This is a genomic window from Luedemannella flava, assembly GCF_039528515.1.
GTDB lineage: Bacteria > Actinomycetota > Actinomycetes > Mycobacteriales > Micromonosporaceae > Luedemannella > Luedemannella flava.
In genome coordinates this window covers 57,874-74,081 of record NZ_BAAALT010000022.1, presented here as the reverse complement: position 1 = coordinate 74,081, position 16,208 = coordinate 57,874, and the positions used below count along the sequence as shown (strand labels likewise).

Sequence of the window (16,208 nt, the reverse complement as noted above, 5' to 3'; positions counted from 1 at the left end):
CGCCGGGCGGCCGCCGCCCGGCTGGCCGAGCTGGCCGGAGCCGGCGTGCCGGGGGCCGACCCGGTCGACTGGTGGGGCCTGCCCGAGCTGTCCGACGACGGCCCGCTCGGCGAGCCGGGCGCGCCCGTACGCGTGTCACCGTCCACCGTGGAGAGCGTGCTGCGGTGCGGCGTGCGCTGGCTGCTGGAGCGGCACGGCGGCAGCGAGCCCGAGACGGCCCGCCAGGGCGTGGGCAACCTGCTGCACGGCGCGGCGATGCTGGCCGAGGACGCCGCGACCGACCCGCAGGTGCTGCGCGACTACGTCGCCCAGCACTTCGACTCCATCGAGCTGGCCGCCGTCTGGCTCGGCGACCGGGAACGCCGCCGCAGCGAGCTGATGGTCGACAAGCTGCTGCGCTGGCTGGCCGCCAACCCGCGCCGGCTCATCGCGATCGAGCGGGAGTTCGTGGCCCGCCTCGACCCGCAGTTCGCCGACGACCCCACCGTGGAGCTGAAGGGCCGGGTCGACCGGCTGGAGATGAACGACGACGGCTCGCTGGTCGTCATCGACCTGAAGACCGGCAAGACCCCGCCGACCGTCGAGGAGGCGCAGGAGCATGCGCAGCTCGCCGCCTACCAGGCGGCCGTCGAGGCGGGCGCGTTCGAGGAGGGTGACGTCTCCGGCGGCGCCGAGATCGTGTCGCTGGGCTCCGACAGCAAGGCCGCGGCCGTGCGGTCGCAGGCGGCGCTGTCCGAGTCCGGCGACCCGGGCTGGGCGAAGGCGATGGTGCGCCGGGCCGCCGGCGCGATGGCGCACAACACGTTCACCGCCGTCGTCAACGACTCGTGCCGGTTCTGCCCGGTGCGCACGTCGTGCCCCGTCAACGCGAAGGGACGGCAGGTGACCGGCGAATGACCACCGCGATCGGCCCCCGGTTCACCCCGGACGAGCTCGCCCGCCGGCTCGGCCTGCGCTACCGGGTCAGCCCGCAGCAGCAGAAGATCATCGCGGCGCCGCCGGACGAGCCGTTCCTGGTCGTCGCGGGCGCCGGCTCCGGCAAGACGGAGATGATGGCGCTGCGGGTCATGTGGCTCGTCGTCAACCAGCACGTCCGCCCCGACCAGGTGCTGGGCCTCACGTTCACCCGCAAGGCGACCGGCGAGCTGGCCCACCGCATCCGGCTCTACCTCGGCCGCGCGGTGCGCCTGCTCGGCCGCGACGCGCAACTCGCGGGGGAGCCGACCGTCTCGACGTACCACGCGTTCGCGGCGCGCATCGTGCGCGAGCACGGGCTGCGGGGCGGCTACGAGCCGTCCGCGCGGCTGCTCAGCGAGGCCGCCTGCTGGCAGCTCGCCGACGCGGTGGTGCGCCAGTACGACGGCGACATGGACGCCTTCATGCTCGGCCATCCGAGCGCCACGGCCGCCGTCCTCGCGCTCGCCGGGGAGCTGGCCGAGCACCTGTGCGACCCGGCGGACGTGTCCCGGTTCACCGGCCGCCTGGCGGCCGAGGTGCTGCAACGCAGCTCCGACAAGGTCTACGCGCCCACGCAGGGCGTGCTCGACCGGCAGCGGGCGCGGCTCGCGCTGCTGCCGCTCGTGCGCCGCTACGCCGACCGCAAGGCCGGCGTCGAGGCGATGGACTTCGGCGACCAGCTGCGCCGCGCCGCCGAGGTGGCCCGCGACCATCCCGAGGTCGGCGAGGTCGAGCGCGACCGGTTCCGGGTGGTCCTCCTGGACGAATACCAGGACACCTCGCACGCCCAGGTCGTACTCCTGAGGTCGTTGTTCCACGGCGGACATCCGGTGACCGCGGTGGGTGACCCCTGCCAGTCCATCTACGGCTGGCGGGGCGCGGGCGCCGGCACGCTGGACCGCTTCCCCGACGACTTCCCGACCGCGGCAGGCGCGCCCGCCGCGATCGGGTCGCTGTCGGTGAGCTGGCGCAACGCCCCCGAGATCCTCGCGGTCGCCAACGAGGTGAGCGCCCCGCTGCGCTCGACCGGCCTGCGCGTGCGCGAACTGTCCGCGGCGCCCGGCCGGGCCGAGGCCACCCCGGACCACCCCCGGGTACGCGCGGCGCTGCTCGACTCCTACCTGGACGAGGCCGAGTGGCTCGCGGACCGGATCGACCAGGCCTGGGAGGACTGGCGCGGCGGCACCCCCGCCCCCACCACCGCCGTCCTGGTGCGTACCCGCAAGCAGATCCCGGTGATCGAGGCGGCGCTGCGCGAGCGCGGCCTGCCGACCGAGGTAGTCGGCCTCGGCGGCCTGCTCGACACGCCCGAGGTCCGCGACATCGTGAGCACCCTGCGCGTGCTCGCCGACCCGACGGCCGGCGGCGCGCTGCTGCGGCTGCTCACCGGCGCCCGCTGGCGGCTCGGCCCGCGCGACATCGTGGCGCTCTACCGGCGCGCCCGCCACCTCGCCGGCGACCGCCGCCCCGCTGAGGAGGCGCCCGTCGCTGACCGCCTCGACGCCGCCACGCTGACGGAGGCGCTCGACGACCTCGGCCCCGTCGACGGGTTCTCCGCGACCGGGCACGCGCGCCTCGAACGGCTCCGCGACGAGCTGCGCGGCCTGCGCCGCCGGCTCGGCCAGGCGCTGCCCGACCTGGTCGCCGACGTCGCGCACACCATCGGCCTGGACGTCGAGGTGGCGGTCCGCGCCCACACGGGACGGGCCGTCAGCTCGGCCGGGCTGGCCCGGGCGCACCTCGACGCGTTCGGCGACGTGGCCGCCCGGTTCGCGGAGGAGAGCGAGGGCGCCACGCTGAGCGCCTTCCTGGCCTACCTCGACGCCGCCGAGGACGAGGAGCGTGGACTGCCGCCCGGCGAGGTCGAGGTGCTCGACGGCGCCGTGCAGATCCTCACCGCGCACGCCGCCAAGGGCCTGGAGTGGGACGTGGTGGCCGTCGCCGGCCTGTGCGCCGGCACCTTCCCGGACGCCGCGGCGAAGTCCGACAACTGGCTGCGCGGCCTCGGCGTGCTGCCGTTCCCGCTCCGCGGCGACCGTTCCGGCCTGCCGGAACTGTCCCTGGCGGGCGCGCAGGACGGCGCCGGGGTGCGCAACGCCGTCGAGAAGTTCGACGCCGACTGGGCCGCCCACCACGAGCGCGAGGAGCGCCGGCTCGCGTACGTGGCCGTCACCCGCCCCCGCCACCTCCTGCTGTGCAGCGGGTACTGGTGGGGGGAGAACGTGAAGAAGCCGCGCGGCGCCTCGCCGTTCCTGGAGGAGGTCGCGCAGGCGTGCCGGGCGGGCGCGGGTGTCGTGGCGCCCTGGCGCCCCGCGCCGCCGGACGGCGAGTCCAACCCCACCATGGCGATCAAGGCGCTGGCGGTCTGGCCGGTGGACCCGCTGGGCGCCCGCCGGCCGGCGCTCACCGAGGCGGCTGACCTGGTGCGATCGGCGACCGACGAGGGACCGGAGCTGACCATCGCCGAGCAGGCCGAGGCCGACCGGTGGGCGTTGGAGACGCAGCTGCTGCTCGCCGAGCGGGAGCGCGAACGCAGCCGCTCGGTCATCGAGGTGGCGCTGCCCGCGCACCTGTCGGTGTCGCAGCTCGTCGCCCTGCGCCGCGACCCCCAGCGGCTCGCGCGCCGGCTGCGCCGCCCCCTGCCCGAGGCCCCCGACGTGTACGCCCGCCGGGGCACCGCCTTCCACCTCTGGCTCGAACAGCGCTTCGGCGGCGCGCCGCTGCTCGACCTCGACGAGCTGCCCGGCTACGGCGACCTGGACCCGGCCCCCGACGAGCACCTCCTGGCCCTGCAGGAGGCGTTCCTCGCGTCCGACTGGGCCGACCGGGTGCCGGCCCGGGTCGAGGTGCCGTTCGCGACGGTCGTCGCCGGGGTGGTGGTGCGCGGCCGGATGGACGCCGTGTTCGCCGAGCCCGACGGCGGCTACACGGTCGTCGACTGGAAGACGGGCAAGGAGCCCGTCGGCGCGGCCGCCGACGCGGCGGCGGTGCAGCTGGCGGCGTACAGGCTGGCCTGGGCCGAACTCATCGGGGTGCCGTTGGCGCAGGTCGGGGCCGCGTTCCACTACGTCGCGTCCGGGGTCACCGTGCGCCCGGTGGACCTGCTCGACGAGGCCGGGCTGACGGCGCTGGTCGCGGCGTTGCCCGAGGCCGCTACATGAAGCGTTGGTCACATTCGCGTGCAGGTTGTGTGGTGTTCCGGTCGGGAGGCCGTCACGTGCGCCATCCTGTCGCGGGGGGTTGAACACGATGACGACGTCGGGTGCGCGGGAGATGCTGGTGGTGGTCGGCCTGGCCGTGGTCGGGCTGATCATGGCCGCCGTCGTCACGTTCGCGTTCGACGGCCAGAGCCCCATGTTCCCGCCGATCGTGGACATCACGTCGCCCGACGGGCCGCTGCCCTGACGGGGTCGTGACGTCATGCCTTCCGAGTTCCCCTCGGGCGCGGTCACCGGTCGCGCCGAGACTCCGTGGTGGCCGGCGGAGTCCCCGCCGCCGCCCGCACGCCCACCCCGGAAAACCTTTCTCTGGTACGGCGGGGCGGCCGCCGCCATCGTCGCGACCGGGCTGGTCGTGGTGCTGATCCTGGTGCTCAACGGCGGCATCGGCGACGGCACCGGTCCCCTGTCGGGGCGCCCGGCGCCGCCCCCGGACGTGCGACCCACCCTCGCCCGGCTGTGCCCGCCGCCGACGGGCGGCGAGGCGTCCCCGCCGCCATCGGCGCCCGCGGTGCCTGAAGGCCCCCGGACGGTCGACGAGCGGGCCGGCATCTCCTACCGCGCGTACGGCGCGCCGTGGAAGACCTGGCCGTACCTGTGGCGGATGGGCACCCTGGAGGTCCCGTACGGCAGCGGCCAGTTCTTCGTCACCGAGGTGTACTCGCAGGGCGACTACCTCGCGTCGCTGCTGAGCGCGGCCGTGCCCGCCACGGTGAACGACAGCTTCGCCGTGGACCTGGCGTGCACGGGCCGGCAGGTGGCCGCCGACGTGCGCGCGGAGTACTACCCCCAGCCCACCCGCATGGAACCGTTGCGGGAGGAGAGCACCACGCTCGGCGGCCGGCCCGCCTGGGTGACGATGTTCCGGCTGAGCTTCACGGCGTCAGGCCTACGCGCGACCAGCGAGCTGGTGGCGGTCGCCCTCATCGACGTGGGGCGCCCCACGGCCGCCGTCCTCTACGTCTCCGTCCCCAACACGGTCGCCGACTGGGAATGGATCGTCGACGACGTCCTCACCTCCGTCCGCCCGGTGTAGTCGTCACCCGAACGGGTGACGACCTGTTTGCGATGTGTGCCGGGTTTCGCCTTAATGGCTTGGTGACCGCGCCCCTTGCCGCCCGCCGAGTCGGCGTATACATCGATGGTTTCAACCTCTACTACGGCGGCCGTGGCCTGGTTGGCGGGCGAGGTCAGCCCGGATGGCGTTGGCTGGACCTGCGTCGTCTGGCGGCCACGATCATCGCCCAACATTCGGGTTGGTCCGATGCCTGCGTCGTCCGGGTGGTGTACTGCACGGCCAAGATCGACGGCGCTGGCAATCCGGATGGAGCGCGGGATCAGAACATCTACCTCCGGGCCCTTCGCGCTGCTGGGTCGGTGGACGAGATCGCGCTAGGGCACTACGTCAATCGCGTCGCGTACGCGCCGTTGGCGGTGCGTGGTCCGCAGGGTAGGCCGGTGTTGGCGAGCCCGGCCTGGCCGGTCATGGTGCAGGATGCCGCCGGTCAGCGTTCCGCCGACGCCAGGTTCCTGGTTTCGGTGGCTAAGCGCGAAGAGAAGGGCTCCGACGTCAACGTGGCCGCCCATCTCCTACTCGACTTGCTGCGTCATCAGCGTATTGACGCGGCGGTGGTCATAAGTAATGACAGTGATCTTGCGTTTCCGATCGCTCAGGCGCGGGAACTTGTGTCCGTTGGCCTGATCAATCCCAGCGCGGGGTACTTCGCCGGCGCGCTGAATGGCGATCCGAATCTGGGTCCGGGTGGGCATTGGTGGTACCGGCTCACAACTGCCGATCTTGTATCCGCTCAGTTACCGAAGCAGGTCGGTGCCATGACCGCCCCGGTTGGCTGGTGACGGGATGGGCGCTTTGACGCTTCTGGTGACGCGTGCAACACTGGGGGCATACACCGCCCGACCCCTTTGTGGGTCGGGTTTTCTTTTGGCTCAGTTGCCAGACCGGGCGACATGGCGGTTGCGGGGATCCTCGCGGGCGCATGCGGGGGCTGAAGCGGTTAGGGTCGTGGCGTGTCCGGTCTTCGATCTGCCTCAGACCTTCCCGCCGCACTCATCCCGACTGTCCCGTACGAGGTGGTCCGGTTCACGCTGCCCAACGGGCTGCGGGTGGTGCTCTCGCCCGACCGGTCCGCGCCCGTGGTGGGCGTGGCGGTCGTGTACGACGTGGGTATCCGCTCCGAGCCCGAGGGGCGCACCGGCTTCGCGCACCTCTTCGAGCACCTCATGTTCCAGGGCTCCGAGAACCTGGAGAAGTTGGCGCACTTCCGCCACATCCAGGGCGCGGGCGGGACCTTCAACGGGTCCACCCACCTCGACTACACCGACTACTTCGAGACCCTGCCGGCCAACGCGCTGGAACGCACCCTGTTCCTGGAGGCGGACCGGATGCGCGGCCCTCGCCTGACCGAGGAGAACCTGCGCAACCAGATCGACGTGGTCAAGGAGGAGATCCGGGTCAACGTCCTCAACCGGCCCTACGGCGGCTTCCCGTGGCTGAAGCTGCCGCCGGTCATGTTCGACTCGTTCGCCAACGCCCACGACGGCTACGGCAGCTTCGAGGACCTGGAGTCGGCCACCGTGAGCGACGCGGCGGACTTCTTCGCGAAGTACTACGCGGCCGGCAACGCCGTCCTGGCGGTCTCCGGCGACCTTGCCGTGGACGAAGCGAAGCGCCTGGTCGAGGACCACTTCGGCGACGTGCCCGCGCGCCCGGCCCCGACCCGCCCCGACTTCGCCGAGCCCGACCTCACGACCGAGCGCCGCAACGCGTACACGGATCCGCTGGCCCCGCTGCCCGCCGTGGCGGCCGCGTGGCGGGTGCCGGACCCGGTCGCCGACGTCGAGGCGTACCTGCCGTTCGTCGTCCTCGCGGAGGTGCTCACCGACGGCGACGCGTCGCGACTGGTCCGGCGGCTGGTGCTCAAGGACAGGTCGGTGACCAGCGTGGGCGGCTACATCGGCTTCATGGGGGAGCCGTTCGAGGTCCGCGACCCGACGGCCATCCTGCTGCAGGCCCACCTGCCGGCCGACGCCCCGAGCGGCGGCGTCGACAACGTCCTCAACGTGATCACCGAGGAGGCCGACCGGCTGGCCCACGACGGGCTGGAGCCGGGCGAGCTGGCCCGGACGATCGCCCGCATGGGCACCCACCTGCTGCGCGACACCGACGCGGTGCTGGGTCGGGCGCTGCGGATGGCCGTGGTCGAGCAGCAGCGCGGCGACGCCGGTCTGGTCGGCGAGCTCCCGCGGTTGCTGTCCGCGGTGACGGAGGAGCAGGTCCGCGCGGCGGCGGCCACGTTGGTCGCCGACCGGCGCGCGGTGGTCGAGGTTCAACCAGGAGGGGGTACGCGGTGAGCGTGGCGACGGGGACGCGGGCGCTGCCCGACCTGGGGCCGAACCGGGAGCTGGCGCTGCCGGAGAGCGCGGAGCGCACGCTGGACAACGGGCTGACCGTGATCGCGATCCGGCGCGCCTCGGTGCCGCTGGTGGAGGTGCGGCTGCGGGTGCCGTTCGGCGCCGTGACGCCCGACCCGACGGCGCTGGCCGGCGGGGCGGTGCTGAGCCAGACCCTGTTCTCCGGCACGGCCGAGATGTCCACTGTGGACATCGCGGCGGCGCTGCAGACGGTCGGCGGCGCGCTCTCGGCCGGCATCGACCCGGACCGGCTGCTGGTCACCGGCAACGGCCTGGTCGACGGGCTCGACCGGATCCTGGGGATCACCGCCGACGTGCTCACCGGCGCGGCGTACCCGGCGGACGAGGTGGTGACGGAGCGGTCCCGGCTCGCCGACCGGATCCAGGTCGCCCGCAGCCAACCGGCGCACCTGGCCCGCGCCGCGCAGCTGCGCCGCATCTACGACGGCCACCCGTACGCGGTGCAGACGCCCGAGCCGGCCGACGTGGTCGCGGTGGACACCGACCGGCTGCTGACGCTGCACGCGTCGCGGGTGCACCCGGCGGGCGCGACGCTGGTCATCGTGGGCGACCTCGCGCCGCAGGCTGCCCTGGACGCGGCGGAGCGGGCGCTGTCCGGCTGGGCGGGCGTGGGCGTGGACGCCACCACCCCGCCGATCCCGGAGCTGACCACCGGCCCGGTCGTGCTCGTGGACCGGCCCGGCTCGGTGCAGTCGTCGCTGCGGCTGGCGCTGCCGGCGGTCACCCGTACCCACCCGGACCACGCGCCGCTGCAACTGGCGAACCTCATCTTCGGCGGCTACTTCTCGTCCCGGTGGGTGGAGAACATCCGCGAGGACAAGGGGTACACGTACAGCCCGCACTCGATGATCGACCATTCGGTCGCCGGCTCGTCGCTGCTGCTGTCGGCCGACGTGGCCACCGAGGTGACCGGCCCGGCCCTGCTGGAGACGTGGTACGAGCTGGGCCGGCTGGCCACCCTCCCGCCCGGCGCGGAGGAGCTGGAGCAGGCCCGCCAGTACGCCCTCGGTTCGCTGCTGCTCGGCATGTCGACGCAGTCGGGCCTGGCGGGGCTGGCCAGCGCGTACGCGGGCTTCGGCCTGCGGCTGGACTACCTGGTCGAGCACGCCCGGCGGCTCGCCACGGTGACCGCGGACGAGGTGAGCGAGGTGGCGTCGCGCTACCTGGCCCCGGCGAAGGCGGTCACCGTGGTCCTCGGCGACGCCGACAAGGTCGCCGGCCCGCTGGCGAGCCTGGCGGCGGTGGAACAGACGCGTGTCGACGCCTGACGCACCGGTGGCGCGGGGCGCCCGGCGGCCCCCGCCGCTGGCGCGCTCCGCGCTCGACCGCGCCGCGCACCACCGCACGGACCCGGAGTGGCTGGAGGCCGCCTGGGACCGGGCGCGCATCCTCGTGGTGTCGGACGGCCGGGCGCTGGCCGCCGAGGGCCGCCTGGTGCTGTTGCGCTCCACGGAGCTGCCGGTGGCGTCGGACGGGGCGCTGCCCGAGCGCATGTTCCTGGGCGTGGACGCCGACGGCGTGCCGTACTTCGCGGTCGCGCAGGACCTGCCGGACGTGCCCGGCGCGGCGCCGGTGGGCCTGCGCGAGGTCGGCCACGAGCTGTCCGACCTGGACGCCGGCCTGCTCATCACGGCGGTGTCGCTGCACAACTGGCACTCCCGCCACCGGTACGCCCCGGGCAGCGGCGCGGTCATGGAGGCCCGCGAGGGCGGCTGGGTGCGGGTGGACCCGGACGGCACGCACGCCTGGCCGCGCACCGACCCGGCCGTGATCGTGCTGATCCACGACGGTGACCCCGGCCCGGCCGGGCGGTGCCTGCTCGGGCACAACGCGGCCTGGACGCGGCCGGGCGCCCCGGCCGGGCCGCGGCGCTACTCGTGCCTCGCCGGCTTCGTGGAGCCGGGGGAGTCCGCCGAGCAGGCGGTCGTGCGCGAGGTGGCCGAGGAGGTGGGCGTGGCCGTCCGCGAGCTGCACTACGAGGGCAGCCAGGCCTGGCCGTACCCGGGAAGTCTGATGCTGGGGTTCTCCGCGGTGGCCGACCCGGACGCGCCGGTGCGGCTGGACCCGACGGAGATCGCGGACGCCCGCTGGTTCAGCCGCGCCGACGTGCGCGCGGTGCTCGGCGGGGCGACCGGCTACGACTTCGCGGTCGCGCCGCCGTCGTCGATCGCCCACTACCTCATCTCGGAATGGGCTTTCGCCTAGCCGATGGTCGCGAGCTGCTGCTTGACCTGGACGATCGAGGGGTTCGTGAGCGCGGACCCGTCGGCGAAGCGGACCGTCGGCACGGTCTGGTTGCCGCCGTTGACGCTCATCACGAACTCGGCCGCGGCCGGGTCGTGCTCGATGTCGATGACCTCGTAGGCGATGCCCTCCCGGTCGAGCTGCGACTTGAGTCGGTGGCAGTAGCCGCACCAGGTGGTGGAGTACATCGTGAGCATGGGGGACGTTCCTTACGTGCCGAGGGGAAAGATCAGCCTATCGGTGGCAACATCGAAGAGGCTGAGATGATGCCCGGGTGTGGCGGGAGACGCAGTGACCGGTGATGCCGTGCGGGCGGTGCTCGACGGGCTCGACGAGGAGCAGCGGGCCGCCGTGACCGCGCCTGCCGGGCCGGTGTGCATCCTGGCCGGGGCCGGTACGGGTAAGACCCGCGCGATCACCCACCGCGTGGCGTACCGGGCACTGACCGGGGAGATCCAGCCCCGGCATGTGTTGGCCGTCACATTCACCGCGCGGGCCGCGGCGCAGATGCGCGAGCGGCTCGCCCGCCTGGGCGTGCCGGGCGTGCAGGCCCGCACGTTCCACGCGGCCGCGCTGCGCCAGCTGCGCTACTTCGCCCCGCGCCTGTTCGCCGGTCGGGAGCTGCCCGAGCTCGTCGAGAGCAAGGCCCGGCTGATCGGCCTGGCGGCCGGGCGGGCCGGAATCAGGGCCGACCGGACGCTCGCCCGCGACCTCGCCAGCGAGATCGAGTGGGCGAAGTCGTCGCTGGTGGAACCAGGCGACTACGAGGTCGCGGCGGCCAAGGCGGGCCGCGAGCCGCCCGTGTCGACGGCCCAGGTGGCGGCGGTCTTCACCGCCTACGAGCGGGTCAAGCGCTCCTCCGGGGTGATCGATTTCGAGGACCTGTTGCGTGCCGGCGCGTGGGCGATCGAGGAGCATCCCGACGTGGCCGAGCAGATCCACGCGCAGTACCGGCACTTCGTCGTCGACGAGTACCAGGACGTCAACCCGGTGCAGCAGCGGCTGCTCGACGCGTGGCTGTGCGGGCGCGACGACCTGACCGTGGTCGGCGACGCCAGCCAGACGATCTACTCGTTCACGGGCGCCACGTCGGCGTACCTGGTGAATTTCGCCCGCCGCGGCGGCGGGACCGTCGTCCGGCTGGTGAAGGACTACCGCTCCACCCCGCAGGTGGTGGGGCTCGCGAACCAGGTCATCCGGCAGGCCAGCGGCGAGGAGGCGCGCCTGCGCCTGGAGCTCGTGGGCCAGCGCCCCGACGGCCCGCAGCCGCAGATCCTCGGCTACCCCGACGAGCCCGCGGAGGCGGCGGGCGTGGCGCGCCGCTGCGCGGAACTGGTCGCGGCCGGCACCCCGGCCCGGGAGATCGCCGTCCTGTTCCGGGTCAACGCCCAGTCCGAGGCGTACGAGGCGGCGCTCGCCGAGGCCGGCGTGCCCTACGTCGTCCAGGGCGCCGAGCGGTTCTTCGAGCGCGTCGAGATCCGCCAGGCCATGGCGGCGCTGCGGGCGGCCACCCGCACGTACGTCGAGGGCACGCCGTTGCGGGAGGCCGTGGTCGAGGCGCTGTCCGCGCTCGGCTGGCAGCCGGACACACCCCCGCCCGGTGGGGCGGTGCGCGAGCGGTGGGAGGCGCTGTCCGCGCTGGTCACCCTCTCCGAGGAGTACGCCGTCGGCGGGTTGGCGGAGTTCAACGCCGAGCTGTCGCGGCGGGCGGCGATGCAGCACGCCCCGACGGTCGAGGGCGTGACGCTGGCGAGCCTGCACGCGGCCAAGGGCCTCGAGTGGGACGCCGTGTTCGTGGTGGGGTGCAGCGAAGGCACGCTGCCCACCCCGTACGCGAAGACGCCGGAGGCGTTGGAGGAGGAGCGCCGGCTGCTCTACGTCGGCATCACCCGGGCCCGGCAGTTCCTGACGTTGAGCTACGCGGCCTCCCGCGCGCCCGGCGGGCGGCAGCGACGACCGTCGCGGTTTCTGCCGGTCGAACGGTCCGCTGAGCCGGTTGTCCGGGAGCGGCGGCGGACGGCGCGCGACGCGGACGGCACGCGGCGGCGGATGATCGCGGTGCCGTGCCGGGTGTGCGGGGCGACCCTCACCGACGCCGCCGCGCGCAAGCTGGGCCGCTGCGCGGACTGCCCGTCGAGCCTGGACTCCGACCTGTTCGAGCGGCTGCGCACCTGGCGGGCGGGCGTGGCCGCGACGTCGCACGTGCCGCCGTACGTGGTGTTCACCGACGCCACGATCACGGCGATCGCGGAGCGGGCGCCGTCGAGCGAGGCGCAACTGATCGACATCGCGGGCATCGGTCCGCGGAAACTGGGCCTCTACGGGACCGCGGTGCTCGCCCTCGTCGGTGGCGCGAATCCGACCGACCTCCTCCCGGAGCTGCAAAAAGATGCTGCTCAGGAGGACGATGAGTCAGTTGGTGAAATCCTGAGTTAATTCGGTTGCCCTCCCGCGAGGGGAGGGCATAACCTGCTCTCACCGGCGAAGAGCTGGGAAATTCTTACTGGGCACAACCGACCGTCCACCGAGGTAGCGGTGGCGGGCTGAGGCAGAGAGGTGGTGACGACGGTGGAGATCTGGACGACCACGCGACCGTCGGCGCCGACGTCTGCCCAAAAGCAGGTTGTGCCGGCCTCCGCCCACGCTTGCACCGTGGGCTCGTCGGCTGTCCGGAACCTGTCCCAGTGGGCGTCGGCTCCCTCGGCGGTCGGCGCCGTCGCGCCGGCCGCCGCCGCCCTGGGTGTCGTATCCGCCTCCGGATATGGGGCCCGCACCGCGCCGACGTTCACGCAGCAGCACCAGGGGACCCTTGTCGAGATTTCCAAGATCAACCTCGATGAGCAGGCCAGCAACATCAGCACCACCAGCAAGGGCAACACGAGCGCCATGGGCGCCGGGATGGCGAAGTCGCTGCGTCGCAGCGGCGGGGTTCCACCTCGAGGAAGGCCGGTCTAAACAGACCACCGGCTCACCTCGAGGCCGCGGAACCCGATACCCGGGATCCGCGGCCTCCTTTATTTGCACCACCGATCCAAAAGATCATCACGACGAGAGAGAGGTGAACCGGGAGATGACTCTGGCGACACAGACGCTCGACTTCACTGTCGAGCTGGGTGCGGACCTTCCGTGCCGCCAGTACGACCCGGACCTGTGGTTCGCGGACACGCCGGCCGACCTTGAGGTCGCGAAGGCGCTCTGCGGGGGCTGCCCGCTGCGCGTCGAGTGCCTCGCCGGGGCGGTCGAGCGCGAGGAGCCGTGGGGTGTCTGGGGTGGCGAGATCTTCGAGCGGGGCGCGGTTGTGCCGCGGAAGCGGCCGCGTGGCCGTCCCCGTAAGGAGGACGTCGCCCGCGACGCCGCGCAGCGCGTCGAGCTCGCCCACCGGACGTCGGCCCTGGTCGGCGCCAGCGGCCTGCGGGCCGCCGACCTGATCAAGGTGGCCTGACCGCCATGCGTACCGCCACGAAGCGAATCACGAAAGAGCGAACCCCGATGACCCACCCGAATTCCCTGACTGTTTCCACACAGACCCGCCCGAGGAGCGCCACCGCCATGCATCTCATCAACGAAGCCCTGAGCCGAGTACGAATGCGATCGCCTCAGAACCGCTCTGAGGCTCTCCGCACCAGCGCCGGCACCCGCGGCGCCCGACGCATCGCCATGCAGGCCCGCCGCGAGCAGGCCCGCGCGATGGGCAACTTCTACCGCTCCCTCTGACGCACACACACATGCGCGGCCGGCCCACTCCCGTGGGCCGGCCGCCCTACGCCCCCCCCCCCCCCCCCCCCCCCCCCCCCCCCGCCGGGCGCGCAAAAGTCGACTTCTGCACCCTATTCGGGCTCGGATAACCGCCAGAAGTCGACTTTTGCCGCGGGGAGGGGTGGGTGGCGCGGGGAGCTAGTGGGTGCGGCTTTCCGCGGCGGGGGAGGCGAAGCCGGGGAGCCAGCGGCGGACGACCGCTCGGTAAGGGGCCTTCGCCTCCAGTTGGCACAGGACGCCTATCGAGCCCATCGTTACGCGTTGGAGCATCAGGTAGCCGGGGGGCAGGTTCAGCTGCTTGCCGAACTGGAAGGCGGGGCCGCGGGGGTTGCCCAGGCGGGTCGCCTCGCCGCGCAGCCAGGCGCGGGTGAACTGGAACTCCTCGGCGGCGACCGGATCGAGCAGCGGTCGAACGTACTCGAGAAGCTCTTCGGGGTTGACGTCGATGTCGCCGGATACGAAGCCCTCCGCGCGCAGGCCGTCGAGCACGTCGCCGGCGCGACCCTCCAGCGCGAGGCGGGTGATGCGGCCGACCGCCTCGGGGTGGCCGTCCGGCATGCGGGCGACGGCGCCGAAGTCGAGCACGGCGAGCCGCGCGTCCTCCAGGAGCCGGAAGTTGCCGGGGTGCGGGTCGGCGTGCAGGAGCTTCGCGCGGGTGGGCGCGGAGAAGTGCAGGGTGGCCATGCGCAGGCCGGCGAGGTCGCGGTCGGCGGGCGTGCCGGAGTTGATGACCTGGGCGAGCGGGACGCCGTCCACCCATTCGGTGACCAGCACCTTGTCCGACGACGCGACGACGTTGGGGACGAAGATCTCCTCGTCGTCCGCGTACGCCTTGGCGAAGGCCTTCTGGGTGTTGGCCTCCAGCCGGTAGTCCAGCTCCTCGGCGACGCGTTCGCGCAGCTCGGCGACGAGCGGCTTGACGTCGAGGCCGGGCTGGATCACCTTGAACAGCCCGGCGAAGCGGGCGAGCTGGTTGAGATCGGCGACGAGGGCCGGCCCGGCGCCCGGATACTGGATCTTGACGGCGACCTCGCGGCCGTCCTTCCAGACGGCCCGGTGGACCTGGCCGATGCTGGCGGCCGCGGCGGGGGAGTCGTCGAGCTCCTTGAACTTCTTGCGCCACTGCGGGCCGAGCTCCTCGGTGAGGACCTTGTGCACGGTCGCGGCGGGCAGCGGCGGGGCCGCCTCCTGCAGCTTGGTGAGGGCGGCCCGGTACGGCCCGGCGATCTCCTCGGGGAGCGCGGCCTCGAAGACGGACAGCGCCTGGCCCATCTTCATGGCGCCGCCCTTGAGCTGGCCCAGCACCTTGAACAGGTGCTCCGCGGTGCGCTGCTGCACCTCGGTGGTGATCACCTCGTTGGCCATGCCGGTGACCTTCTTGCCGAATCCCCAGGCCGCACGCCCGGCGAAGCCGAGTGGCAGGGAGGCGAGACGGGCGGTGCGGCTGACCGCCCGTCGGGGGATGTCGGTCACCCGATCAATTGAACACTAAGAAGGGCCGCTGCGGGTGTGGCGTGCGTTCCCCGTGAGGCATCCGCATGCCGGATGGGCGGTCCACCGTCGCCGGCTCTCGCGCCCCGGCCCGGCGATCTCGACCGTGGCGCCGATGGTCACCGGTTCGTCGCCGTCGATGTGGTCGGTCACCTCGCGGGCCGCGTACGCCGCCCCGACCAGCATCGTCGTGACCGCCACGGTGTCGGCGGCCTCGGCGGTGGTGGTCAGCTGGGCGGCGAGCGCCGGCCAGGCCGGGTCGCGGTCGCGCCGGTGCAGGTCGATGCAGTTCAGGCACGGCGTACGCCCGGGCAGCACGAACGGTCCCACGACGACCGTGCCGTCGCGCACGGCGACGGCCAGATGGGCGCTGCGGCGCCGCTCGTGGGCCAGGGCGACCAGCTCGACGGGGGCGCCGAACCCGACGAGGACCTCGACGGTGGCGGCTCCGGGCGGGATCGCCTGGACGCGCACCTCGGGCGCGCCGCGCCGGATCGCTTCGGCGGCGACCACGGCCCGCGGCCGGTACGCGTCGGTGGGCAGCAGGCCGGCCGGACCGGCGTCGGCGAGCTGGGCCTGCCCCGTCACGGCGGGATCGAGATGACCGACGCCCGAGTTCGCGAGCACGCACGCGATGTGGACGCCGAGCCGGGCGGCCCCGCTCACCCGCACCCGGGCGGCCCAGCGCCGGCCCAGGACCTCTGCCGGGGTGGCGCCGCCGACCGCGATGGCCGCCGCCTCGGTGGCGAGCCGCCGTCGGGTCGGCACGGGAAGCGCGACGGGATCGAGGGTGGGCGCGTCCACCACGAGGCCGAGCCGGCCCAGCTCGGCGACGAGGGTGAGGGCATCGTCGGCGGACACGCCGAGCCGGCCCGCTTCGCTGACGAGCGCCTGCTCGGTGCGGGTGCCGTCAAGGAGGTCGAGGACGCGTACGCCCGCCGGATCGGAGAACTCGATCATCACGGCGCGGCGCGGATCGGTGCCGAGCTGCAGCCGATGAGGGTCACGCCAGAGACGGCGCAGGAAAGGAACGAGGACGGGCCGGCGATCCGTCGGGCGACTCATGGTGCGTCATGGTGTCACTCTCGG

Annotated in this window: 15 protein-coding genes; 12 read left to right on the top strand and 3 right to left on the bottom strand. The window is 73.4% G+C overall.

Going from position 1 to position 16,208, the window contains the following annotated elements:
* From ABD211_RS05380 to nudC, 8 genes are all read left to right on the top strand, one after another.
* Nucleotides 1-897, top strand: an 897-nt coding sequence (locus ABD211_RS05380; RefSeq protein ID WP_344126822.1) for a RecB family exonuclease, incomplete at its 5' end; no start/stop codon positions are given.
* A complete protein-coding gene (locus ABD211_RS05375) occupies nucleotides 894-4,118 on the top strand; it encodes an ATP-dependent helicase (protein ID WP_344126821.1) in 3,225 nt (1,074 codons plus the stop codon). The genes ABD211_RS05380 and ABD211_RS05375, both read left to right, overlap by 4 nt.
* Nucleotides 4,119-4,206: 88 nt before the next feature.
* Nucleotides 4,207-4,362 carry a hypothetical protein gene (locus ABD211_RS05370; RefSeq protein ID WP_344126820.1) on the top strand — a complete coding sequence of 52 codons (156 nt, stop codon included), beginning with the start codon at nucleotides 4,207-4,209 and terminating at the stop codon, nucleotides 4,360-4,362.
* Nucleotides 4,363-4,377: 15 nt separating this feature from the next.
* Nucleotides 4,378-5,211: a hypothetical protein gene (locus ABD211_RS05365; protein WP_344126819.1), complete on the top strand. Its 834-nt coding sequence runs from the start codon at nucleotides 4,378-4,380 to the stop codon at nucleotides 5,209-5,211.
* A gap of 62 nt (nucleotides 5,212-5,273) precedes the next feature.
* Nucleotides 5,274-6,032, top strand: coding sequence for a PIN domain-containing protein (locus ABD211_RS05360; RefSeq protein WP_344126818.1), 759 nt, complete (start codon nucleotides 5,274-5,276; stop codon nucleotides 6,030-6,032).
* Between the two features lie 171 nt (nucleotides 6,033-6,203).
* Complete coding sequence (locus ABD211_RS05355) at nucleotides 6,204-7,547, top strand: M16 family metallopeptidase (RefSeq protein WP_425560348.1); 1,344 nt, start codon at nucleotides 6,204-6,206, stop codon at nucleotides 7,545-7,547.
* Between the two features lie 2 nt (nucleotides 7,548-7,549).
* Complete coding sequence (locus ABD211_RS05350) at nucleotides 7,550-8,896, top strand: M16 family metallopeptidase (RefSeq protein ID WP_344126817.1); 1,347 nt, start codon at nucleotides 7,550-7,552, stop codon at nucleotides 8,894-8,896.
* Nucleotides 8,883-9,833: an NAD(+) diphosphatase gene (gene nudC / locus ABD211_RS05345; RefSeq protein WP_344126816.1), complete on the top strand. Its 951-nt coding sequence runs from the start codon at nucleotides 8,883-8,885 to the stop codon at nucleotides 9,831-9,833. Before ABD211_RS05350 ends, nudC begins: the two co-directional genes overlap by 14 nt.
* On the opposite strand, the gene ABD211_RS05340 is transcribed toward nudC, so the two are convergent.
* Nucleotides 9,830-10,069 carry a mycoredoxin gene (locus tag ABD211_RS05340; RefSeq protein ID WP_344126815.1) on the bottom strand — a complete coding sequence of 80 codons (240 nt, stop codon included), beginning with the start codon at nucleotides 10,067-10,069 and terminating at the stop codon, nucleotides 9,830-9,832. The genes nudC and ABD211_RS05340 overlap by 4 nt on opposite strands.
* A 94-nt stretch (nucleotides 10,070-10,163) precedes the next feature.
* On the opposite strand from ABD211_RS05340, the gene ABD211_RS05335 reads away from it, so the two are divergent.
* The 4 genes from ABD211_RS05335 to ABD211_RS05320 all read left to right on the top strand — a co-directional run bounded on the left by ABD211_RS05335 (nucleotide 10,164) and on the right by ABD211_RS05320 (nucleotide 13,586).
* Complete coding sequence (locus ABD211_RS05335; RefSeq protein WP_344126814.1) at nucleotides 10,164-12,308, top strand: ATP-dependent DNA helicase UvrD2; 2,145 nt, start codon at nucleotides 10,164-10,166, stop codon at nucleotides 12,306-12,308.
* Nucleotides 12,309-12,524: 216 nt separating this feature from the next.
* The gene (locus ABD211_RS05330) at nucleotides 12,525-12,827 is read left to right on the top strand and encodes a hypothetical protein (RefSeq protein ID WP_344126812.1); all 303 of its coding nucleotides are present in this window, start codon (nucleotides 12,525-12,527) and stop codon (nucleotides 12,825-12,827) included.
* Between the two features lie 115 nt (nucleotides 12,828-12,942).
* Nucleotides 12,943-13,314 carry a WhiB family transcriptional regulator gene (locus tag ABD211_RS05325; RefSeq protein ID WP_344126810.1) on the top strand — a complete coding sequence of 124 codons (372 nt, stop codon included), beginning with the start codon at nucleotides 12,943-12,945 and terminating at the stop codon, nucleotides 13,312-13,314.
* Between the two features lie 143 nt (nucleotides 13,315-13,457).
* Complete coding sequence (locus ABD211_RS05320; protein ID WP_344126807.1) at nucleotides 13,458-13,586, top strand: hypothetical protein; 129 nt, start codon at nucleotides 13,458-13,460, stop codon at nucleotides 13,584-13,586.
* Between the two features lie 180 nt (nucleotides 13,587-13,766).
* Here ABD211_RS05320 and ABD211_RS05315 read toward each other — a convergent pair whose 3' ends face one another.
* Entirely contained in the window at nucleotides 13,767-15,101 is a 1,335-nt protein-coding gene (locus tag ABD211_RS05315) for an ABC1 kinase family protein (RefSeq protein ID WP_344126804.1), read from the bottom strand.
* A 15-nt stretch (nucleotides 15,102-15,116) separates the two neighbouring features.
* Nucleotides 15,117-16,184, bottom strand: coding sequence for a hypothetical protein (locus tag ABD211_RS05310; protein WP_344126802.1), 1,068 nt, complete (start codon nucleotides 16,182-16,184; stop codon nucleotides 15,117-15,119).
* Between the last annotated feature and the right edge of the window lie 24 nt (nucleotides 16,185-16,208).

Coding starts and splice junctions, on each gene's coding strand:
- ABD211_RS05365 (WP_344126819.1), top strand. CDS start 4,378: ATGCCTTCCGAGTTCCCCTCGGGCGCGGTCACCGGTCGCGCCGAGACT.
- ABD211_RS05325 (WP_344126810.1), top strand. CDS start 12,943: ATGACTCTGGCGACACAGACGCTCGACTTCACTGTCGAGCTGGGTGCG.
- ABD211_RS05370 (WP_344126820.1), top strand. CDS start 4,207: ATGACGACGTCGGGTGCGCGGGAGATGCTGGTGGTGGTCGGCCTGGCC.
- ABD211_RS05375 (WP_344126821.1), top strand. CDS start 894: ATGACCACCGCGATCGGCCCCCGGTTCACCCCGGACGAGCTCGCCCGC.
- ABD211_RS05310 (WP_344126802.1), bottom strand. CDS start 16,184: ATGAGTCGCCCGACGGATCGCCGGCCCGTCCTCGTTCCTTTCCTGCGC.
- ABD211_RS05320 (WP_344126807.1), top strand. CDS start 13,458: ATGCGATCGCCTCAGAACCGCTCTGAGGCTCTCCGCACCAGCGCCGGC.
- ABD211_RS05340 (WP_344126815.1), bottom strand. CDS start 10,069: ATGCTCACGATGTACTCCACCACCTGGTGCGGCTACTGCCACCGACTC.